Here is a 22767-nt window from a genome sequence, read left to right on the forward strand (position 1 = left end):
CATCTTTTCACTGTTGAGATACTTGCTGTTGCCTCCACCTGTTCATATGTAGTTCCTTCCTCAACATCCCGGAGTACGAACTCAATATCTGCTGTAGAGTAATGCTTGTAGGGTCTGATAAAATCCGGAAGTATTGCATGAGTTTTACCACATCCAACACATATTACACGCTGAATTACTATCCATTCAATTTTATCATCTATATGTACATGTCTGTCGTAGCGATCATGAAATTCTGTATTATTACCACATACAGGGCAGAAGAACTTTGTTTTCTCCAGATACAACAAAAAATTTTTACGATAGTCCTTAACATTTCGGCCAATATATGCTATTATCATTTTACAGTGTGTTGGAACTTTGAGGTTAAATGGTGGTGCATTTAACGTAAAAACTCAAAGTTCTTTCCATATCCCTCCTAAAACTCTCTTCGGAAAGATATTAACATATCTGTAAACGGTCACGCAACCTGAGCAGTTCCATGACATTTAACTCGGGCAGAAACACACAAAAACAATGCTTTGTTGTGATCCTGCCGGAACAAGAAATAAAGGTAAAAAGAAAGACTATTATGCTTTCTGCGTAGGAAGCTTAGCAGATAATGACTTTAAGTATGTTCGTAAAGGTGAAATTTTCAGATTTGAATATGAGGATTATATTGAACATGTTTTGGATTTATTAAGACAATTTGAAGATATCCAAGTGGTGTATATTGAGAAAAACACTTATGCTGGAGCCGATGTAATAAAACTTCAGGAGTTAATAACTAAAGACACTGAACTGAGAGATAGAAATATAACCTGGATTAACGAACACCAGAACAAAAATAAAGATGACAAGATCCAAACTATTGTTGGTGACGTTAACAATGGAAGGATTATTTTCAACTCTGAAGATGAAGATTTCATTCAACAAATAATGGATTTTCAAGGTTGTGCATATTCCGCTCATGATGATGCACCAGATATAACCTCTGAATTTGCAAATAGAATTGAAACTATTGAAACAGTTAAATTTGCTACTGCTTTTGATAGATCAAAACTTGGATTATAGGAAAGGAAGGTGAAAAAGTGATACAAGAAGAATTAAAAGAACTAATACAGAAATGTATATTGGATTATAATCTAAATCTCTCGAAATACAAGAAAATGGATAGTTATTACAAGGGTGAAACTGATGCACTCATTGGATATCAGATAATTAATAGCAGGGCAAATAATAAAGTTAACAATAACTTTATTAAAAAATTTATCAAAGAAGAAGTATCTTATGCAGTTGGAAACAAAATTACATATATATCAAAAACATCTGATGAAGATATAATTAAACAAGTTACTGATAATTTAGCTCATTGGAGTGAAATACATGACCAGAATGTAATGAAAAACATGTTAAAATTCGGTGGACACTGCTATGAGCTATATTACATTGATAATGATGGAAAGTTTTCATCAAAAATACTTACTCCACTTAATTCTTATGCTTTAGTTGATGATTATGGTAATGTTGAATTGCTCATGCACTTTTATTATAAAAAGTTTGATACTAAACAGTATATGGATTTACATTTACCAGATAGAATTATCCATTACGAAGTTAGTGGTAATACTGCAAATTATAAAGATGAAACTATAAGAAGTATTAATTGGGGTTGTGTACCTGCTTCAGTTTGTGAATTGTCAGAAGAGATTGAATATGATACTTTGTATTCTGACCTTAAAGGGTTACAAGATTCATATGAAACAAACTTGTCAGACATTTCTAATGAAATCTCTGATTTTAGAAACGCATATTTAACTTTTTGTGGTTGCAAAATTGAAGAATCAGAACTTGAAAAAGCAAAAACATTAGGTGCATTTCAAATACCTTCTAATGAAGCAAAAGTTTCTTGGCTAATTAAGAATATTAATGATTCTTTCATTCAGAACACTTTGACAACTTTAAAAGAAAATATGTTTGAATTGAGTAGTCATATTAATTCTAATGAGAAGCTTCAGTCCAACACCTCAAGTTTGGCACTAAGAACAAGATTAATCTCTTTAGAGCAAAAAGTTAAGTTAAATTGTTCTGCTATGGCTAATTGCATAAAGAGCAGACTAAAATTCTTGTTTAAGTATTTAGAAATTAAACAAGGTAAAACATACAATTACTTAGATGTTAAGGCTAAATTCACACCAATGATACCACAAGACGATTTAATGACTGCTCAGATATTAAGCCAAGCAGGAGATAAAATATCAACAAGAACTGGTATCGCTCAATTTTCTTTCATCGATAATGTTGATGAAGAAATGAAAAGGCTTAAAGATGAAAAAGAAATGATTGATTTAGATAATATTGATGGTCAGTCAGGTGATTTAAATGAGTAAGGAATTAGAAAAAGAGATCCTAAAGATTCATACTGATATGGAATCACTTGCAAACACTAAATCAAAAAAGCTATTACAAGCCTATAAACGTTCTCTTGATGATATAAGAAAAGAAATAGGGTTAATATTCAGTAAATATGCTGTTGATGGTGTATTATCAGTTTCTAAACAACAAAGAATTAATATTTTGAAAGGTTTAGAGAAAGAAATTATCAAGCAATCTAAATATTTAGGCAATATTGATTTAGATACTACTACAGATATATTAAAAGATGTATATAAAAGTAGTTACTATCAAACACTTTTTGTTTTGGATAAAGGTATTAAAACAACTCTTAATTTTACTCTTTTAAATCCTAAAATTGTTGAAAAAGCTGTAATGACAGAGTATAAAGATGAATTATTTTCTGATAGGATATGGAAAAATAAAAATCTACTTGTTAATAGGCTAAAACTAAATATTGAACGTGGAATCATTCAAGGAAAAAGTGTTGATAAGTTGGTAAAAGATATTAAAAATACTTTTGGAAGTAGTGCTTATGAATCTAAAAGGCTTATAAATACTGAACTTGCTAGAGTTATAAGTGATGCACAAACTGAAATATATAATAATAGTGCTGTTGTGAAAAAAGTAATGTATGTTGCTACCTTGGATAATAAAACTAGTGATATATGTGCAAGTTTAGATGGTCAAATATTTGAAGCAAATGGTAAATATCCTCATCCACCTCAACATCCAAATTGTAGATCTTGTATTATTCCTGTAATAGATGGTTGGAGTCCATCGGTACGAAAAGATAATATGACAAAAGAAGAGATTGATTATAGTAATTATGAAAATTGGTTAAAAAGTCGTGAAATCAAGTAAATATATTGAGGTAATGTATATTAGGGTAAGTTCCTAATGCCTCACTAATTAAAGGACTATTTTGTTATAGCCTTTTTTTATTGTAATGAAAGTGAGGTCAGATGTATTGAAAGAAAAAACAATAAAAAATCCTTATGGGTTTATTTATATTACTACTAATTTGGTTAATGGAAAGAGATATATTGGCAAAAGAAGATTTATAAATACAAATGGAGGTTGGCAAAACTATTTAGGTAGTGGAGTGCATCTTAAAAATTCTATTAAAAAATACAGTAAAGAGAACTTTGTAAGAGATATTATAGATATAGCATTTTCTGAAGAAGAATTAAATCAAAAGGAAATCCAATGGATAAATAATTATAACGCTGTTAAATCTAATGATTTTTACAATATTGCTGATGGTGGTAGTAATGGAAATACTTTTGCCGGAAAAACAGAAGAAGAAATAAATGAATGGAAAAGAAAAATATCAGAAGCAAATACAGGTATGAAATTATCTAAAGAAGCTAGAAAGAAAATATCTGAAAAAGCTAAATTAAGAACTGGCGAAAAAAATCCAATGTACGGTAAAAAAGGTAATTATAATTCTAATTCTAAACCAGTTATTCAATTATCTAAAGAAGGAACTTTTATAGCTGAATATCCTAGTATAGCAGATGTTAATAGACAATTAGGAATTAATTCGGCAGATTTATCAAATTGTTGTAATCGTGTAAAAATTACAACGTTATCTGGATTTTTATGGTGTTTTAAATCTGATTATGAAAATGGTAATATATCAAAATATAAACCTAAAACTGGTAAATTAGTTATTCAATTAAATCTAGATAATTCATTTATCAAAGAGTATTCAAGTATAAAAGAAGCATCAAATCAAACCAATATTTGTAATCAAAGTATATTAAGCTGTTGTAAACGAAGATATACTCAAGCAGGTGGATACAAATGGAAATATGCTAAAGATTATTATAAACAACAAGCAAGTTAAAATTTTTAAAATAATAAATTTTCATTGCGTTTCTAGGATTTTATAATCATTAAAATGTTAGAAGGGCAGAAGGGAGCAATATAATGAATTTAAAAGAATTACAAGCATGGCTTAATAGTGAAGAAGGACAATCAGAAGAAATTAAAACATATCTTCAGGGGTTGAATCCATATTCCGTTGAAGGGATGAAAAAGTATATATATGAAAATAAAGATGCAAAATCATGGCTAGATAGTGAAAAGGATGTTCATACATCTAAATCATTAGAATCTTGGAAAAAAAACAATCTGCAAAAATTGATTGATGAAGCTGTTACAAAGGCAAATCCACAGGAGACACAGGAACAAAAGAAAATAAGAGAACTTGAAGAACGCTTGAATCAAAAAGAAAAAGCTGAAACAAGACAAGCATTATTAAATAAGTCTTTAGTAATTGCAGACGAAAAGAAGTTACCGAAAGATTTATTAGAATATTTTCTTGGGGAAAATGAAGAAACAACAACTAAAAATATTGAAAAATTAGAAACTGTTTTTAACAAACATGTTGAAACTGTTGTAAATGAAAGACTTAAAGGTGATTATAAACCGCCTAAATCTGGTAATGAACATAATAAAAATGTAGTAGATATGAATATGGATGAATATGCCAAATATTGGCAAGAAAAGAATAAAAAATAATAACATAAGTATAAGAAAGGTTAAGTGATTAATTATGGCAAATACAATTTTAACAGTTAATGAAATAGCAAAAGAAGCAGTAATGAGATTAAACAATAATCTAGTAATGGCTGGATTAGTACATACAGATTTTGCAGATGAGTTTAGTAATAAGGGAGATACAGTAACAATTAGAAAACCAGCAACATTTACAGCTAATGATTTTACTGATTCAATTAGTGTTCAAGGAATAAATGAAAGTTCTGTAGATGTTAAACTTGATACTATATCTGATGTATCTGTAGAAGTAACATCTAAAGAAATGTCTTTAAATATTGCAGATTTTGGAACACAAGTTTTAGATGGTGCTATGTTGGCACTTGCTGAAAAAATTGATTATAAACTAACTAGCTTATATCAAGATATTCCTTATTATAACGGAACTGCTGGAACAACTCCTAATGCTTTAAGTAATATTGCACAAGTTGGTAAAGTATTAAATGCTAATAAATGTCCAACCGCAATGAGAAGAATGGTAATGGATGAAGAAGCACAAGCTTCATTAGTAGTATTAGATGCAATTGCTAATGCTGAGAAGTCAGGTTCTACAGATGCTTTAAGAAATGCAAATATGGGAAGAATACTTGGATTTGATACTTTTATGGATCAGAATATAAGATCACATACAAAAGGAACATTGGCTGCAAGTTCTGGAACACTTGCAATTGCTTCAGCTTCTGCTGGTGCTACATCTGTAACTATAGCTGCTACTGCTTGTAGTGGTACACTTAAAAAAGGTGATATTATTACAATAGCTGATGTTGAAGGTCAATATGTTGTAACTGCGGATAAAACTGCTGCTTCAAATAGTATAACAGTTGATATATATCCTGCATTGAAATCTGCTGTAAGTGCAAAAGCAGTTACTATTGTTGGTTCTCATGTTGCTAGTCTTGGTTTTCATAAAAATGCTTTTGCATTAGTAACAAGACCAATGGCACTTCCTATGGGTGGTGCAGATGGTTATATTGCTACATTCAATGGATTACCTGTAAGGGTAACTATGGGGTATTCTATGACTAGTAAAGTTAATACTATATCATTTGATATATTATATGGAACTAAAACTTTAACTCCTGAATTAGCTGCAAGAATGATTGGATAATAACAGAATAAACAAGGGGAGAAATCCCCTTTTTATTTATATGAGAGGTGTTTATATGTTTTGTGAAAAATGTAATTCAGAATTTACTAGTGAAAAAATATATTTTATTCATGTATCTGAATGTAAAACTGAATATAAAAAAGAAAATTATAGTGATATAGATTATACAGAATTAAAAAAAATAGCAAGTGAAAAAGGTATTAATACTCATGGTATGAAAAAACAAGAAATTATTGAAGCTTTAGGAGGGATTAATAATGATAGTAAATAGAAATTTAACTGCAACTACAACGTTGCAATCTGATTATATAAGTGTGAAATATATATCATCTATTATTAATAGAAGTGAAACAAATGATGTTTTAATTCAATTTGATGAATCTGTTTTTAACCCAAAAACATGTTTAACTGTTTTGGCTGGTGCAGAATATAACTTTGAAAAAGAAGACATAAAAAATGTAGAAACGATTTATTTTAAATCAAGTGCTAATACTGCTGATTTTGTAGTAATTGGTTTTGACAATGAAAGATAATGTCATGAAAGAGGTGATTAAATGAAAATAAAATATCCAACTTTGAAAAAAAAAGTTGATACAATAAAGGCAGATATAACGAACAAAATAGTATCGGATATAACTGCAAGAGATGCCATACCTACTAGTCAAAGGAAAATTGGCATGGAAGTAAAAGTGCTTTCTGACAACAAAAAATACGAGTTAGTTGGAGGCACGACCAATACAAACTGGAAAGAAGTTAGTACTGGTGTTGAAACATCAACTGTGACAAACTTATGTCTTAACTCCGATTTTGCTGCTGGAAAGACATCATGGGAAACAATGGCAAATACAGCGGAAGAAAGAGTAACAATAGCATCCGACGAATTCTTAGGAGCATACAAGGCAGTATTGTATTCTACCGCAGGAAGTAGGGCAGGAATTACACAGAATATTGCTGGAGTTCCACAAGGAAATACTATCTATGTTTCTATGTGGGTGAAACCTACAAGAAAAGAAACTGACAATTTCCCAAGAATACTCATAAATACAGGAGCAGGAACACTTATAACAAGACTTATAGATGACGCCATTTGGACAGGGTTACCGCTTAATGAATGGACACATCTATCAGCTTATGTAACTTGTCCTTCAAATGGTATTCAGTTGGCTATCGGTAGAGGCACTGAGCAAGTGTGGACTATGGAAGTAACAGGAATTATTGTTACTGATATAACACAAGGATTTGGAGCAAAGGCTTCTGAGATTACCATTAGTGATTTTAATAATCTTCTTGGTGCTAAATTCGAAAAGAAGTATTTCAAAACTTCTGCGGTTATAACTACAGAAGATTATATGTTGTTGAGACTTAGTGATAAGATTGAAAGCGGTGTGAGTGTAGGAACATCAAAAGCTATAACAAATAGGTGTCTTAATAGCAACTTTGCAAATGGGAAAAGTGATTGGACTTCGATGGAATATAGCGTTGATGCAAATGTTACTGTTGTTTCTAACGGTGGTATTGTAGGAAATTCGATGTCATTGGCTGCGACTGGCGTTAATCCTACAGGTATAGTTCAGAACGTGTCTGGTGCATTAAATGATATCTTTTTTGTAGCGATGTGGGTGAAACCTACAAGAAAAGAAACAGGAGGATATCCTCGTGTTAACATTAACAATATTGTAGGAGATGCAATACTTGGAAGACTTTGCGAAGATGCTGAATGGGATGCGATGACACTTAATGAATGGACTTACGTATATACTTTTGTGACAAGTCCAGCTGATGGTATTAGTTTGAATATCGGAAGAAAGACAGGACAATTATACACAATGGAAGTATCTGCAATAGTTGTAATTAATCTAACTCAAGACTTAGGTTCAAAGGCTATAGGATTGAGAGCGACTGACATGAAGTACATGCTAGAAAAGTATTCTGGTAGACATTTTTCTGGCGAAGGAACGCTTACCACTGACGACTTTGCGACAGCTACATTAGCAAAGTTGAACGCTTATTTAGATATTCAAACTACGTAAGGAGGTAGGTGCAAATGGAAATAATTAATACCTATCTAAATGCTATAAAAAGCATCAATAACAAGCTTAATACCGAACCCGATGAATCAGTGTGGGATTTGCCAGACGATCACAAAATGAGGTATGCATGGTTAAGGAACGAACAGATGTATAGAGTACCATGGACTCCACTCAAAACTATAGATGGAGGAGATAGAACAGTCGTAGAAGGTAGACTTTATCAAGGTTTACCCTACTCGTCTGTTAAACATCATGATAAGTTTGTAGGACATAATATAAGTTGGGAAACTTTTTTCACCGCTGTGAAAAACCCAGCGAGTGTCCTATATACAAGAACATGCTATAATGTAACACCAAACACAAATGCTACGTTGTTTTATGGTACGGTTTGTAGTAGTTTTACATGTCAGTCACTGGGGATTTTTGACATGCGACCAGTAACAAGGTTCATGAGCACAATGGATGGAGTTACCCTTATTAATGACTCTTTAACCATTAAGATGATGGACTTTCTTGTGACTCCTGAGGGGGATTCAGGACATACAGAAGTAATCACAGGTATATTAAGGTCAAAAAAAACTGGCGCAATTATAAAGGTTGAAATAACAGATGCGGCTCCTATTGTAGTAAGACGTAGAATCTTTACTTGGATTGAGTTTCTGGCGCATTTGGAATCAGAAAGTATGTTAATTTGCAGATATAACATAACTTCTGAAGAATACGAATCGTTACCTTTTGTACAAATACCCGGAGAGCCAAACCCAAAAGATCCTTATATTTATAATGAAGTCCTAATGACTGATTTTGGAAACAAAGCTAATTATCTTAAGACTATTGAACCTACTGAGATTAACATTATGGATTTCATTAATGCTGAAACATTAATAATCAAGAAAGATGGTGTGGTGGTAGGAACTATACAAGTTAGCACGATAACCCCATCACAAATCGACAGTAGTTATTATGTTATATACTCTTATCCAAATACTACAGAGGGGAATTATGAAGCCTATTGCATTATGAAAGATGGCTCAAGTTCTGCAAAGGTTGAGTGGATTGTATACTCTTATACAGCTTCGCTTGCTTCTAATACAGTGGCAAATGGTGGAGATATAACAGTTAATTTCGCAGGTGTTAACTGTACTCCGTTATCAATTAATGGTAACTACTGGACGTGGAGTCTTGCTTGGGGTATGGATTATAATGCGTGGTCATCTGTAAGGTGGTTGCAAAAATTAACACCCCAAGAAGTTACAGCAGGGCAAGCGGTTACAAATTACACCGATACTAATAGTGAGGGCATCTATGGCGTTAAGGTATACTTTCAAACTGAGTTTGGGATTGTGCCAAGTGACTCGATGGTTGTAACATTCACTTAAAATATTTTCTAATTTTCAAAAATATGTTATAATGCGTCAGTAACATATTTTTGAAAAGGGGAGATTTTTTGTGAATGTAAAATCTAAGCTTGAAAAAATCATCACTTATATAATCACTTATATAGGGAAAAATTTTATTATTTTTAGACCAATTGCAAGAAACATCTTAAAACGTAATATATCCAAAGAAGTTGAAAGAGCTATTGATTGCTTTGTTCCTAAAGAAAAAAGGGAGAATAAAAGATATATGAGACATCTGATAAAAGATGTTTTAAATACACGTATTTTTTATAATTGCCCTCCAGATGAATTTTTTCTTTATGAATTTGAAAGATTGTCCGAAGCTGGCAGACATGAATTTGTTACAAACATCGAAAAAGAGAGTATATGCCGCAAATTAAATAGTAATTGGTCTACTGATGGTGTATGGACTATATTCCAAAATAAAGAAACAACATATAAGCACTTTTCAAAATTTTACAATAGAGATGTAATGTTAATTTGTAATAAAGATGATTACAATGCTTTTTGTAACTTTGTAGAAAAACATCGTTCTTTTATTATGAAAAAACACAACTCTTCAAAAGGAACAGGAGTCAAAATATATAATATCGATGAATACAAAGGTGACAAAAAAGAATTGCTTCATGAATTACTTAAAGATGGAAAAGTTGTAATTGAAGAATTAATTAAACAGGATTCACCTATGGCTGAATTTCATCCGAAGTCAATAAATACTGTGCGTTGTGCGACAGTATTGAGAAACGGGAAAGTACATATTATTACAACGATTTTGCGAATGGGCAGAGGAGAAAGTGTAGTTGATAACGCTGGCTCAGGTGGGATTTTGGCATGCATAGATTCTGAAACAGGTATTGTATGTAGCTATGGATTTACTGAGAATAGTAATACGAAATTCGTTAGCCATCCCGATACTGGCAAACAAATTGTTGGATTTCAAGTGCCTAAATGGCAGGAACTAATTGAAACTGTAAAGGAATTGGCAAATGTAATTCCAGAGCAAAGATATGTTGGATGGGATTTAGCTCTTACAGAAAACGGTTGGGTTATGGTAGAGGGAAACAGTGCTGCTCAGTTTGTACTAAGGCAGTTAACAACAAAAAGAGGAATAAGATCAGAGGTTGAAGAATTATTATGTTAGTTCGCATAAGGACACATAAAAGAAATTCTGAAGGACAGAGAAAATTAAATCTCTGTCCTTTATTTTATAAATGATAGAGGTGATATATAGATGTTAGAATTATTAAAACAATTAATAGGAATTACTGTTGAAGATACAGTATTAAATTTCTTTATTGACAAGTCAAAAAATTCAATAAGGAATTATCTTAATATTGATATGACAGTAGAACAGGAAATTACATATTCAAATCAGATAGTGGATTTAGCACTATTTTTATATAAAAATAAAGATCATAACGGTTATAAACAATGGACTCAAGGTGGAAGAGCTGCAACTTTAGCTGATAGTACTAGTGGAATACCAGAATCAATCAAAATTTCTTTGCCTCTACCATTTGTAAAGGTGTGTGGTTCTAATGTTTTATGATAAAAAGATTGATATATTAAGCTTTTCTGATGGTTATAGTGATGATTATGGTCTATGGCACAATGGTGGAGAAACTGTATTAAAAACAATACAATGTGATGTTCAACCAATAACCAAAGAATTAGCTAACAAAATATTTGGATATGAAGACACAGTTGAATATAGAGTGTTTTGTGATATAGATGCTAATGTAGACACTGGTACTATTATTCAATATAAAAATAAGAAATACAAGGTTGTAAAAATCTTTGAGTGGGATGATTATCTTGATCTTCTGGTTGATGGGGTGAGAACATGAGTTTTAAATATAAATCCAATAAAGATAATGTCTTGAATGCACTTACAAATGCTCAGAAATTAGCACTTGAAGCTGTTGGTATGTTAGTTGAAGCTGAAGCAAAACTTCGAACTCCTGTTGATACTGGTACATTAAGAAGGTCTATATCAAATCAAGTAGATGAATCAGATAAAAGAGTTGATATTGGAAGTAACTGTGAATATGCTGTTTACGTACATGAAGGAACATCAACACAGAAAGCACAACCTTTCATAAAAGATGGAGTAATGGAAAATATTGCAGAAATCAAAAAAATAGTAGGTGAAAAATTTCAAACTGAATTTAAATAGGGGATGGTGATATGTTAGAAATATACAAAGTTATAACTAGCAAACTCAAGCAAATACCGAAATTAGCAAATCAAAAACAATTCATTAATATAAATGTTAATAAAGCATCTCTTCCAATGGCAATTGTAACCATACCTAACATAATAGAACCATTTCAACACAGACAAGATTTAACACTTGAAATTAATTGTTGGTCTAGTTCATCATCTGATAAAATTATTGAACTTGAAGGGATAGTATCGGCTATAGACCAAAAATTGAATAGATATAAAGAATTGAATAACAACTTACAAATTAGTATTTATCGTGATTCTGTTTGGAGAAATAATATCCCCGAACCTGATGAATCACTTTTTAGAGTGAAACTTAATTATGTTTTGCAAGTTTACTATATAAATTAGAAGGGAATAGGTGAAAATATGGGAAATTTAACAACGAAACAGCTTGAAAATGTTGTTCTTGATGCTGGTGTTATATATATTAATTATGGATTAACAGATGAACGTGTATTAGCTCCTTGTAGAGAAGGAATAGTATTTGTTGTTGAACAGGAATTTAAAGATATAGAATATGATGGACAAAGAGGTAAGACAAAAGGTATGAGAAGAATCATATCCGAAAATGCTAGTATTACAGCAAATGTTATGGATTTATCACAAGAAAACATAAAACTTGCTTTAGCTGGTTCTAATATGGATGGTACAACAAAAGCAATTACAAATGGAACTGGTGAAATAGCATCTGCTGATTATCTTGCAAATATAACTGCTGTAGGGTTAAATATGAAGGGAGAATACAAAGTAATTACTTTGTATAATGCTATGGCAGACAACGGATTGAATATTGAAATGAATGATAAAGAAGAAGCTTCAATAGAACTTCAGTTTTCAGCTCATTATGATCCAACAAATCTTTCTTCTCCAATTTACAAAATTGAGCAAGTAACAACTCTTGCTTAAAAAATAATATAAAAAATATTATAAAAGCTACTTAAAAGGGGTGATAGAGTTTTTCTATCACTCTTTTTTAATAATAGAAAGGATGATTAATCATGGAAGTAAGAGAATTACAGTTTTCAGATTTATTTCAATTTGCGAAAATAACTAAAAAAGTTAATATAAAAGGTATTCTAAAACAGTTTGTAGGTTCAGTAGATACAAAAAACATGGCAGAAGAAGAAGTTGACAAAATATCAAGAGAAAAAGGATTAGAAATAATTATATCTTTATTTTCTGAAGCAGGAGATGCAGAATTAGAAATTATGAAATTCATCGGAAATCTATGTAGTACTAATATAGAAACAATACAAAAGTGGAAATTCAATGATCTAAAAGAGTTCTATACTAAATTAATAGAAGCTAATAAAAATGAAGATTTAATAGATTTTTTCAAACAGGCAATGAATTAATTGAAGAAGATGTAATTGATTCATTGCTTTCAAGGTATTCAAATATAGATTATATTTTAAAGTCTAACTGGCAACAGGGATATAAACAATATTCGAAATGTAAAGAGAAAGAATTTGAAAAATGTGCATGGGATAAGTGGTTAATAGACTATCAAATAATGCAAAGTAATGGACAAAAATATATTACTTTTGAAAAGTTTCTAAAAGATATCAAATCAAAATCTCAAAACCCAAAAAATAATAAAACTAATGAACAAATCCTTGAAGAGATGGAAAAAGTAAAACAATTACACTGCCAACAGAAGGGAGGTGTTAATTAATTATGCAGTTATTCGAAATATTTGGATCTATAGCACTTAATGGTGGTAAAGAAGCTGAAAGTACAATTTCTAATCTTGATAAGAAATCAAGCAATTTAGCTGATAAAATGAAAAAAGTTGGTGAAGGATTTACAAAAGCTGGTACAAAAATGTCGCTTGCAATTACAGCACCAATAGCTGGTTTAGCTACTTTTGGACTTAAATATAATTCTACCATGCAAGATCTTCAGACTAGTTTTAAGGTAATGCTTGGATCTCAAGAAAAAGCTGTAGCAATGACTGATAAATTAGTAAAACTAGGAGCACAAACACCATTTGAAAGTACACAATTAGCTGATTACACTAAAACAATGTTAAGTTTTGGTTATACAGAAGAAAATGTACTTGGTGTAATGACTCGACTTGGTGATGTTAGTTTAGGTAACAATGAAAAAATGTCATCCCTAACTAGAACTATGGGGCAAATCAATTCTCTTGGGAAATTGCAAGGTGGAGATTTAAATCAGTTAATTGGTCAAGGATGGAATCCACTTAACGAAATTGTGAAAAAAACTGGAGAAACAACTGAAGAAGTACGAAAAAGAATGTCTGCCGGAAATATTACATATAAAGAAGTTGAAGATGCTTTGGTTTCTGCGACATCTAAAGGTGGAACTTTCTACAAGGGTATGGACGAAGGTTCAAAAACTCTGTCAGGTAGAATATCTACATTGAAAGATAACTTTTCAGTGTTAATAGGTGAAGTTACTAAACCGATTTTTGATAAATTTAATGAAGTATTACCTAAAGTTATTGATTTTGTAGGGAATGTTACATCTAAGTTTCAAAATCTATCTCCTGAAATGCAAAATACTGTATTAATAGTTGCTGGTGTAGTTGCTGGAATCGGGCCATTATTAATAGTTGTAGGTAAGATAATATCACTAGTTGGAGTATTAAGTTCAGCCTTACCTGTATTAGGTGGGGTTATAACAGCCTTAACGGGGCCAATTGGTATTACAATTGCAGCAATAGCTGGATTAATAGCAATATTTGTTACAGCATATAAGACAAATGAAGATTTTAGGAACACTGTTAATCAAGCATGGGAATCTATTAAAACAACCGTTGTAAATATAATTAACGGTATTGTAACATATATGAAAAATTGGCTTGCAGAAAATCAAGCTACAGTAAATAGTGTGAAAGAATTGTTTAGAGTTGGTACAGAGTATATTAAAACACTAATTACAACATTCATCAATGTAGTATCATACCTCTGGAAAACGTACGGTCAAGACCTTCAGAATATAGCTAAAGCAGCGTGGGAATTTGTTGCAAGTATTTTCAAAACACAAATTGATATCATAACAGGAATAATCAAGGTATTCACAGCACTTTTAAAAGGCGATTGGCAGGGGGCATTAAATGCTATAAAAGAAACAGCTGGTAAGGTGTTTGAAGATTTGAAGAGTGTATTTTCTAAAGGAACTGAATACTTTAAATCAGTTGTTAAGTTGGCTTTGGATGCAATCAAGAATAATTTTAGTAATGTATTTACAGGCATTAAAAACACTGTTGGCGGTATATTTGACGGAGTTGTAACTTCAATCAAAAATAGTATTAACAAAGTGATCTCAACTCTAAATTCTGTTATCAGAAAAATTAATAAAATAAAAATTAAAATCCCTTCTGTTGATATTCCCGGACTCGGAACAGTTGGTGGGGGTTCTATTGGTTTACCTCAAATTACTGAAGTTCCTATGTTAGCAAAAGGTGGAACAATTACAGAAGCAGGACGTGTTATAGTCGGAGAATCAGGAGCTGAATTGTTGGATTTGCCAAAAGGAGCTAAAGTTACACCTTTAAATGGAAATTCAGCTGGAGGAATTACACTTAATTTTTATGATACCAAAATAATGAGTGATAGGGATATTGACATTTTGGGTGATAAACTTGTGAGACGTTTAAAAGTATTGGGGGTATAAAATGAGAAGTTTTTATATTGCGGGTGAGCTGGTAACAGTCTCACCTAATTGGAATATATCAAGCAAACTAAATCAAAGAACAACAATGAGTATGACAGTAGTTAATATCGGAAATCTTCCAGAAATATCTGAAGGTGATAGTGTAGTTGTATATAATAACACAGATAAAATATTTGCAGGAATTATATATAGTGTAAGAGCATATGAGACTGATGAGATTGTTAGAGAAATTAACTATGATATTCAAATAGTTGATAACTCTGCTATTGCAGATAAACGATTAATAGCACAAGTCGCAGAAAACAAAACAGCTGGTGATATTGTAAAAGATTATATTTTACCTATTTTAGCTGACGAAGGTATTACAGCTGGAATAATTCAAAATGGCTCAACAATTACAAAAGCAGTCTTTAACTATATCCAATGTAGTGCAGCTCTTGACTATTTAAAAGATATTACAGGATTCAACTGGAAGATAGACAATGATAAAAGATTACACTTCTTTTCAAGGGAAACTAACGCAGCACCATTTACCCTTAATAATTTAATACCTCACGATGGTTTTGAGAAAAATAGTACTATGGATAATTATAGAAATAAACAATATATAAGAGGATCACAAGGTGAAACAGCAGTACAAACTAAAGAAAAACCATCCCCAAAACCAGATGGAGAATCAAGAACATTTACAACTCGTTTCCCATTAGCAAAAAAACCAATTATATTTATTAATTCAGTACAAGTTTCTGATAGTGATGTAGGTATTAATGGATTGGATACAGGAAAGAAATGGTATTTTGCTTATAATTCTAATACAATTACCCAAGATACTTCAGAAACACCATTAACTTCTATAGATATACTTGAAATAACATATGTTGGATTAAGGAACTTGTTTGTAAAGATTGAAAATGCAACAGGTATTGATGATAGAAAAATAAAAGAGACTGGTACATCTGGAATATATGAGAATATCACAAATGAAGCCACTATTCAAACAACAAAACAAGCATTAGAATATGGAAATGGATTAATCCAAAAATATGGTGAAATATCAGATACTATTTCATTTATAACTACTATTGGAGGTCTTGAAGCTGGACAGCTTTTAGAAGTTGTTAAACCTTTATTTAATATTAAGGATAATTTCTTGATTGAGAGTGTTAATATATCTGGTTGGGATGCTGACAAAATAGAGTATCAAGTTACTGCTCTTGATGGTGCTTCAATTGGAGGTTGGGAACAATTTTTTAAAAAACTTATTAATAACAATAAAACTTTTAATATATCAGAAAATGAAGTTATCATTACACTTCATACATTTAACGAAAATGAAAAATATAATGGACAGGTTGAAGTTAAGATATTTAATGTTTTATATCCTTCAGAAACATTATATCCATCAGATAATTTATATCCTAATAGAATAGCCACAACACAAAATATATACGATTAGGAGGATAACATGAAAGAAGAAATGAATTGGTCTGGTACTTTTATTATAGAAACAAAAGATATAAAAACAGGCAATGTAAAAACTGAAATTGTTAAAAATAAAGTAATGGACAATGTATTAAACCAATTAATGGGAACATTACAAGGTATAACTCCAAATCTAGAAATTAAGTATCTAGCATTAGGTACATCAAATACAGCTATTACAACAAGTGATACAAAATTAGGGAATGAAATATTTCGAACTCCTATAAGCTCACAAGCTACAGGTTATATTGGTGAACTTATAACTGATTTTGTTGTACTTAACAATGAAGCAGTTGGAAATATACAAGAAATTGGAATATTTGGTGGAATTACTGCTACAATTGTAAAAGATACAGGTACTTTAATTTCTAGGATTCTTTGGAGTAAAGTTAAAACAAATTCAGAAGAATTAAATTTTAAACGAATTGACAAAATAGGGAGGGGTTAAGGATGGCAATTGGTGATTATAACAAAACAGTATGGATAAATGAAACACCAGGTGGTGGTATTCCTGCTATTAATGCTACAAACTTAAATAATATTGAAAATAAAATTAAAGAGTTAGATAGTGAAATTGCAATAGCAGCACGATGGGCTGATATTATGAATGATGGAATTGCAAATCTAGCTACTGATTTTTTAATTACATATCATGATAATATGACACTTACAGTAGGTGCAGGAGTTGGATATTACCAAGGATATAGAATTGTATTTGCAGGTGGAGATTTTACATTTACTGCACCAACATCAGGTACTGTAATTAGATCATTAGTTATACCAACACCAGCTCATTTAACTACAGGTTTTCAAATTTATAATGTAACTTGTACAGCTGGAATGACAAAAATTACATCAGCTGAAGTATCAGCTGTTCGAGAACAAGCAAAAATTAAGTCAAGATTTATTTAACAAAAAAGGATGTGGTTTAAATGATTAAAGTTTGTATTGATGCAGGTCATGGTGGAAAAGATAGAGCAAATAAAGGTAAAACAGGATATATTGAAGCAGATGGTGTTTTAGATATATCTTTAAAGCTAAGAGATGAATTAATTTCTACAGGAGCATTTGAAGTAAAACTTACTAGAGATAAAGATATGACTCTTGGAGTTCGTGAAAGAGGAAATATTGCTGCTTCATGGGGAGCAGATATGTTTATATCTGAACATTCTAATGCTACTGGATTGCCTAATAATACTGCTAGAAGAGGTGTAGATGTTTATACTTCAGTTGATTTAAATGATGATAAATTAGCTAAAGATATAGCTAATGCAGTTGCTTTAGTTATGGGAACTAAAGGGTTAGCTTGTAAACGTGAAAGTACAAATTATGCTGATGAAGATTATTATGGAGTTATTGATTCTGCTCAAGATGGCGGTGTAAAACATGTTATTTTGATTGAAAATGGATTTCATGATAATTTACAAGATGAAGCTATTTTAAAAGACACTAATAAAAGATTAGCAATTGCAAAAGCTCAAGCAAAAGTGATATGTGAATTTTATGGAATTGCATACCATATTGCAGTAAAAAAAGAAGATAATATTAATGATGAACTTGAAAAGGCATTACAGATACTATCAACTAAGAAAATTGAAGGGGATGTTATTGTAAATAGTCCTCAATATTGGTCAACAGCTATCCAAAAGAAAGAAGTTAACTTTCAGTGGCTTGAATCTTTGATTGTTAAAACTGCCAGATATTTAGAAAAGGTCTAAAAATTAAGATAAAATTGTAGTTTTATGCTGTTTTTAAGTCTTGAAAGTGGCTCTACAAGCCACTTCTATTTTTTGTATTTTTATTTATATATGTTGAATATAATAAGATATATGAGTATATAAGTTTTCTTCCTAATTTAAAAATATTTCTACATAATTTTACTATTATTGTCGATATATATGGTATAATGGTGGAAGTATTTGTTTTGTGAGGGAGAAAAAAATGCAAAAGATAATTAATGGTGGTATGTATAGTGTAAAGTTTGCTGGAAGTTCACAATCAGAATTTTTTGGGGAACATCCTGCTATAATTATTAGAACATTAAAAGAAGATGAAATCTTTATTGTTGTTCCATTAACTACATACACCAAAGAAAAAATGAAAAAAGCAAAAGAGAAGGGTTTTGGATATCATGTAAAATCCACTAATTCAATTGCAAGAATTGATAAAATGCAAATATTACATAAAAGGGATATATCAAAAAGGTGGGTTGACGCAAAAAATGATTTGTTATTAATTCTAACTTTTGATGAAATCAAAGAATTAAATGATATGGTAAATAAATACATTGATTTATCTACTGATAAAGAAGAAAAAGAATATGAAAAATACTATAAACAATACAATTTAACTTTCAATTATATAAAACAGATTAAGTTACCATTGGTAAATTTAACAAATAATATATTTACTTTAAATAATATAGATGATCAAAATATTGAGTTAATCAGTAGAAAAAGTAATTTTTCACAAATTTCTATATTAGATTTAAAAAATATGTTCCAAATATTTAAAGATGAATATAGTGTTTTAATTCAAAATAATGAAGATACTATTATTGTTAAACTAATAAAAAAGTGTTGACATTTGCAACCAGTATGGTATAATTTAATTGTAAGAAGGGTAGTGAGAACGTAAATCCAGCTTACTCAAAATTATATGGGTGGAAGGGTATCGAAAGAGTAAAGCCAGCCACAATTATGTGAATGCTATGAAGACCTCTTGAAAAATAGAGGTCTTTTTCATGTCTATTATATCAAAAATAACATATAAACACAATGTTTCTAAAACACAGGCGAAAACTTGTGTTTTATTTTTGTTTGTATAAGAGTATTTTATAGGAATGAGATGTTCTTTATATTTACATTATTTATGGTATAATTATTATTAATTATAAACAATATGTAAATTGTGGAGAATGCTTATGATAAAATATCTTAAGAATTTATTTTCTGGAGTACTTGAAAAAACATTGGTTGTAATTATATCTACTGCAGTTTTATCTGGAGCACTATTGGTGTTTTTTGGTAAATATATATTTGCATTTATAAAATTAATACCATCATTTATATTGAAGTTCTTGACATTTGGTATTCCGGTCTGGATTATTCTGGTGGTTTTATTAATTTTATTTGTTGTATTAAAGGTGTACATTGCATATCAAGACTCAATTTTTAAAGCTAAAAGTTTTTTACAGTATAGGGAAGATGTTTTTGATAGTTTAATTTATAAATGGAATTATTTTGAAGATTATGGTGGAAAGTATGATATTACTGAAGTTAGAGTTTTTTGCCCACATTGTAAATGTCAAATGATTTATGATGGTTATATTCTTAAATGTATTAATTGCGGTTTAATACATAATAAAGATTTAAAAACAGAAAATGAAATTAAAATTCTGATTTATCACAAGCTTAATACTAAGGAATACTTAAATAGAATTAAAACAACTAAATAGTGATTAATTATAAATAAAGCACAGGTTTAATAGCCTGTGTTTTTTATTTTGTAAAAATGTTTGAAGGGAGATGAGAATGTGGATGATTTAAGCGTTGTGCAGGAGCAATTAAAGGATCATGAAGATAGATTAAGAAGTTTAGAAAAAACACAAATTGAAATGAAGTATAATCTTCTCAGTATAGAAAAAGGGCAATCTGACTTGAAATTGATGGTGTCTGAGGTCAATAATAACCAGAATAAGCTTATCAATAAGTTTATTGATTCAGATCTTGATATAAAAAAATCAAACAATAAGAACATTTGGAGTCTTATATTTAAAATATGGGTAGTTATTGCACCTATTATAACTGGAATAGCTGTCTATTTAGGGAATGGAGGTTAATAATATGAAATTTAGTACTAAAAAGTTTATATCAATTTTTATGGTTATAGCCTATGTAGTATTTGTAGGCTATTTACTTTATATAAGAATAGATAAAGTACCTACTGAATTTGTTTCATTTACCGGAATGGTTAATTTAATAGTAGGAGCTTATTTTGGAAATAGTATAGCAAAAGAAAATCAAAGTAAAGCCTGAATTAGATCACTGAAGGACATAGGAGAATATCTTATGTCCTTTTTGTTTTGCAATTTTTGTTGATAAAAAATAGAAAGTTCTATAAAATGGAGGGGTAGTATGAACCTTGAAAATAAAATAACAAGTATTGAAGAATTACCACTTTCCCTTACAGTTAGCGATATTTCACGCATTTTAGGTATTGGAAAACAGAATGCTTATGATTTGTGTCATTCTGAAAATTTTCCTTCAGTGCAAATAGGTAAAAGGATTATAGTTCCTAAACCTGCATTTGTGGAATGGTTAAAAAACCCTAAAAAATATGAAAAAATAGGAGCGTGAAATATATGTCTAAAAGATGTAATGGAGAAGGCAGTATATATCAAAGAAAAGACGGCAAATGGATGGGAAGCATAACAATTGGTAGGGATAAATCAGGTAAACTAATAAGAAAAGCTGTTTATGGAAAAACCAAAAAGGAAGTTGTTACAAAAATGGATTGCATAAAGCATGATATTAAAATAGGTGACTATGTTGAACCTGATAAAATTACTGTTTCAGAATGGATTAATTATTGGCTAAAAACTTATAAAAAGAATAAGTTAAAACCCAAAACATATGATTCATATGAATCCTTATCAAGAATAACTATAATTCCTCATATTGGTGACTTACCGATGCAAAAGTTAAAAACAAAAGATATTCAGGAAATGTATAATAAAAGATATGAAGAAGGTTATTCATCAAATAGCATTCATAAAGTCAATATAGTTTTAAAATCTGCCTTAAATAAAGCAATAACCGAAGGATATATTTCTAAAAATCCTGCTAATTTTGTTGAGTTGCCTGAGATTATTAAAAAAGATATTAAAGCTTTTAGCGCAGAAGATCAAAAAGCTTTTGAACAAGCTGCAAAAGATTATAGTCATTACATAGCTTATATTGTAAACCTTGATACAGGTTTGAGAATGTCAGAATTACTTGCTTTAACTTGGGATAATATTGACTTTGATAAAGCAGAACTAACAGTAAACAAAAATCTTGTAAGTGTTCGAGATAGAGAAAAAGAAGATGGTTTTAAACTTATAGTGCAAGAAAATACTAGCAAGACAAAGTATAGTATAAGAACTATACCCTTAACAAAAAGGTGTATAAGCTTATTAAGAAAGCTTAAAATTAAACAACAAGCAAATAGTAATATTGTATTTTGTTCAAAGTTAGGAACCCATTTGACTCCTCGAAACTATTCAAGAACATTTCAAAGGATAGTAAAAAAAGCGAAAGTAGAGATGTGTAACGTTCACACAATGCGCCATACGTTTGCAACAAGACTTTTTGAAGCAGGAGTACCACCAAAGACTATATCTGAGTTGCTTGGCCATGCTAGCGTATCATTTACATTAGATACTTATACCCATGTAATGCCTAATACAAAAAAACAAGCAATAGATATGCTTGAACAATGTAGCAATAATGAATAAAAAGTCATCGTGAAACGTCCTAAAATCAACGACTTCAAGGTTATATTTTATACTACAATAAATACTACAATTACGATGATTTTAATTGAAATTAGATAAGATTAGACGAGAAACAAATCCAGTATCTTACAATCGGTTTGCTGTTATAAAAAAGAAAAAATCCTCAAAACACTCTGGTTTCAAGGACTTTTCTTTTCAAGTTTGGTGCGCCATCGGGGATTCGAACCCAGGGCCCACTGATTAAGAGTCAGTTGCTCTACCAACTGAGCTAATAGCGCGTATCTCTCTTGAACACTTACTCATTATAAAAGCAAAATTGATTATTGTCAACACTAAAATTAAAATTTTTTAAAAGAAAATTTACCAGAAAATTTACCAAAATATTTTTAATAAAAAGTATTGATTTGTGTTAATGTATGTGTTATTATAATCAAGCGATAG

General features: G+C 30.4%; 30 protein-coding genes and 1 tRNA gene. 29 read left to right on the plus strand and 2 right to left on the minus strand.

The genetic code is table 11. From position 1 onward, the window contains the following. The coding region (locus tag ACECE_RS27820) for a DUF6431 domain-containing protein (protein ID WP_010249196.1) at positions 1–341 on the minus strand (341 nt) is incomplete at its 3' end. 175 nt (positions 342–516) lie between these two features. Here ACECE_RS27820 and ACECE_RS0216355 point away from each other — a divergent pair. The 29 genes from ACECE_RS0216355 to ACECE_RS0216495 all read left to right on the plus strand — a co-directional run bounded on the left by ACECE_RS0216355 (position 517) and on the right by ACECE_RS0216495 (position 22326). Then, entirely contained in the window at positions 517–1053 is a 537-nt protein-coding gene (locus tag ACECE_RS0216355; RefSeq protein ID WP_010249199.1) for a hypothetical protein, read from the plus strand. A 17-nt stretch (positions 1054–1070) separates the two neighbouring features. After that, the gene (locus ACECE_RS0216360; RefSeq protein ID WP_010249201.1) at positions 1071–2369 is read left to right on the plus strand and encodes a phage portal protein; all 1299 of its coding nucleotides are present in this window, start codon (positions 1071–1073) and stop codon (positions 2367–2369) included. Continuing rightward, positions 2362–3237: a minor capsid protein gene (locus tag ACECE_RS0216365; protein WP_010249202.1), complete on the plus strand. Its 876-nt coding sequence runs from the start codon at positions 2362–2364 to the stop codon at positions 3235–3237. The genes ACECE_RS0216360 and ACECE_RS0216365 overlap by 8 nt, the downstream gene beginning before the upstream one ends. Before the next feature lie 106 nt (positions 3238–3343). Then, positions 3344–4225, plus strand: a complete 882-nt coding sequence (locus tag ACECE_RS29510; RefSeq protein WP_010249204.1) for an NUMOD1 domain-containing DNA-binding protein — start codon at positions 3344–3346, stop codon at positions 4223–4225. 83 nt (positions 4226–4308) lie between these two features. Beyond that, on the plus strand, positions 4309–4902 hold the full coding sequence (locus ACECE_RS27830) for a DUF4355 domain-containing protein (RefSeq protein ID WP_010249207.1): 594 nt from the start codon (positions 4309–4311) through the stop codon (positions 4900–4902). 34 nt (positions 4903–4936) lie between these two features. Beyond that, a complete protein-coding gene (locus ACECE_RS0216380) occupies positions 4937–6046 on the plus strand; it encodes a P22 phage major capsid protein family protein (protein WP_010249209.1) in 1110 nt (369 codons plus the stop codon). A 55-nt stretch (positions 6047–6101) separates the two neighbouring features. Then, positions 6102–6317, plus strand: coding sequence for a Rho termination factor N-terminal domain-containing protein (locus tag ACECE_RS0216385; RefSeq protein WP_010249211.1), 216 nt, complete (start codon positions 6102–6104; stop codon positions 6315–6317). Next, positions 6304–6579: a hypothetical protein gene (locus ACECE_RS0216390; protein WP_010249213.1), complete on the plus strand. Its 276-nt coding sequence runs from the start codon at positions 6304–6306 to the stop codon at positions 6577–6579. The genes ACECE_RS0216385 and ACECE_RS0216390 overlap by 14 nt, the downstream gene beginning before the upstream one ends. A 21-nt stretch (positions 6580–6600) precedes the next feature. After that, positions 6601–8076: a hypothetical protein gene (locus tag ACECE_RS0216395; protein ID WP_010249215.1), complete on the plus strand. Its 1476-nt coding sequence runs from the start codon at positions 6601–6603 to the stop codon at positions 8074–8076. Between the two features lie 14 nt (positions 8077–8090). Then, positions 8091–9455 (plus strand): hypothetical protein, encoded by a 1365-nt coding sequence (locus ACECE_RS0216400; protein WP_010249216.1) that lies wholly within the window; start codon positions 8091–8093, stop codon positions 9453–9455. A gap of 70 nt (positions 9456–9525) precedes the next feature. Then, positions 9526–10617 (plus strand): sugar-transfer associated ATP-grasp domain-containing protein, encoded by a 1092-nt coding sequence (locus tag ACECE_RS0216405; protein WP_010249218.1) that lies wholly within the window; start codon positions 9526–9528, stop codon positions 10615–10617. 90 nt (positions 10618–10707) lie between these two features. Then, positions 10708–11025: a phage head-tail connector protein gene (locus tag ACECE_RS0216410; protein ID WP_010249219.1), complete on the plus strand. Its 318-nt coding sequence runs from the start codon at positions 10708–10710 to the stop codon at positions 11023–11025. After that, the gene (locus ACECE_RS0216415; protein WP_010249221.1) at positions 11015–11323 is read left to right on the plus strand and encodes a hypothetical protein; all 309 of its coding nucleotides are present in this window, start codon (positions 11015–11017) and stop codon (positions 11321–11323) included. Before ACECE_RS0216410 ends, ACECE_RS0216415 begins: the two co-directional genes overlap by 11 nt. Next, positions 11320–11652 (plus strand): HK97-gp10 family putative phage morphogenesis protein, encoded by a 333-nt coding sequence (locus ACECE_RS27835; RefSeq protein WP_010249223.1) that lies wholly within the window; start codon positions 11320–11322, stop codon positions 11650–11652. Before ACECE_RS0216415 ends, ACECE_RS27835 begins: the two co-directional genes overlap by 4 nt. A gap of 11 nt (positions 11653–11663) precedes the next feature. Beyond that, positions 11664–12053 (plus strand): hypothetical protein, encoded by a 390-nt coding sequence (locus tag ACECE_RS0216425; protein WP_010249225.1) that lies wholly within the window; start codon positions 11664–11666, stop codon positions 12051–12053. 18 nt (positions 12054–12071) lie between these two features. Next, on the plus strand, positions 12072–12611 hold the full coding sequence (locus ACECE_RS0216430; RefSeq protein WP_010249226.1) for a hypothetical protein: 540 nt from the start codon (positions 12072–12074) through the stop codon (positions 12609–12611). Positions 12612–12703: 92 nt separating this feature from the next. Further along, on the plus strand, positions 12704–13060 hold the full coding sequence (locus tag ACECE_RS0216435; protein WP_010249228.1) for a hypothetical protein: 357 nt from the start codon (positions 12704–12706) through the stop codon (positions 13058–13060). A 23-nt stretch (positions 13061–13083) separates the two neighbouring features. After that, positions 13084–13380, plus strand: a complete 297-nt coding sequence (locus tag ACECE_RS0216440) for a hypothetical protein (protein WP_010249230.1) — start codon at positions 13084–13086, stop codon at positions 13378–13380. Between the two features lie 2 nt (positions 13381–13382). Further along, entirely contained in the window at positions 13383–15347 is a 1965-nt protein-coding gene (locus ACECE_RS0216445) for a tape measure protein (protein ID WP_010249231.1), read from the plus strand. A 1-nt stretch (position 15348) separates the two neighbouring features. After that, positions 15349–16803 carry a hypothetical protein gene (locus tag ACECE_RS0216450; RefSeq protein ID WP_010249232.1) on the plus strand — a complete coding sequence of 485 codons (1455 nt, stop codon included), beginning with the start codon at positions 15349–15351 and terminating at the stop codon, positions 16801–16803. A gap of 9 nt (positions 16804–16812) precedes the next feature. Further along, positions 16813–17277: a hypothetical protein gene (locus ACECE_RS0216455; protein WP_010249233.1), complete on the plus strand. Its 465-nt coding sequence runs from the start codon at positions 16813–16815 to the stop codon at positions 17275–17277. 2 nt (positions 17278–17279) lie between these two features. Next, complete coding sequence (locus ACECE_RS0216460; protein WP_010249234.1) at positions 17280–17741, plus strand: hypothetical protein; 462 nt, start codon at positions 17280–17282, stop codon at positions 17739–17741. Between the two features lie 20 nt (positions 17742–17761). Then, positions 17762–18547, plus strand: coding sequence for an N-acetylmuramoyl-L-alanine amidase family protein (locus ACECE_RS0216465; protein ID WP_010249235.1), 786 nt, complete (start codon positions 17762–17764; stop codon positions 18545–18547). Between the two features lie 223 nt (positions 18548–18770). Continuing rightward, entirely contained in the window at positions 18771–19412 is a 642-nt protein-coding gene (locus tag ACECE_RS0216470) for a hypothetical protein (RefSeq protein WP_010249236.1), read from the plus strand. A 340-nt stretch (positions 19413–19752) separates the two neighbouring features. Next, positions 19753–20286, plus strand: a complete 534-nt coding sequence (locus ACECE_RS0216475) for a hypothetical protein (RefSeq protein ID WP_010249237.1) — start codon at positions 19753–19755, stop codon at positions 20284–20286. A 78-nt stretch (positions 20287–20364) separates the two neighbouring features. Further along, positions 20365–20670 (plus strand): hypothetical protein, encoded by a 306-nt coding sequence (locus ACECE_RS0216480; protein ID WP_010249238.1) that lies wholly within the window; start codon positions 20365–20367, stop codon positions 20668–20670. 4 nt (positions 20671–20674) lie between these two features. Further along, the gene (locus tag ACECE_RS0216485) at positions 20675–20866 is read left to right on the plus strand and encodes a hypothetical protein (RefSeq protein ID WP_010249240.1); all 192 of its coding nucleotides are present in this window, start codon (positions 20675–20677) and stop codon (positions 20864–20866) included. A 99-nt stretch (positions 20867–20965) separates the two neighbouring features. After that, complete coding sequence (locus ACECE_RS0216490; RefSeq protein WP_010249242.1) at positions 20966–21187, plus strand: helix-turn-helix domain-containing protein; 222 nt, start codon at positions 20966–20968, stop codon at positions 21185–21187. 5 nt (positions 21188–21192) lie between these two features. After that, complete coding sequence (locus ACECE_RS0216495; protein WP_010249244.1) at positions 21193–22326, plus strand: tyrosine-type recombinase/integrase; 1134 nt, start codon at positions 21193–21195, stop codon at positions 22324–22326. 202 nt (positions 22327–22528) lie between these two features. On the opposite strand, the gene ACECE_RS0216500 is transcribed toward ACECE_RS0216495, so the two are convergent. Continuing rightward, positions 22529–22604: transfer RNA gene (locus tag ACECE_RS0216500), tRNA-Lys, on the minus strand. Positions 22605–22767: the final 163 nt, after the last annotated feature.

Origin of the sequence: Acetivibrio cellulolyticus CD2, from assembly GCF_000179595.2 — a bacterium.
GTDB lineage: Bacteria > Bacillota > Clostridia > Acetivibrionales > Acetivibrionaceae > Acetivibrio > Acetivibrio cellulolyticus.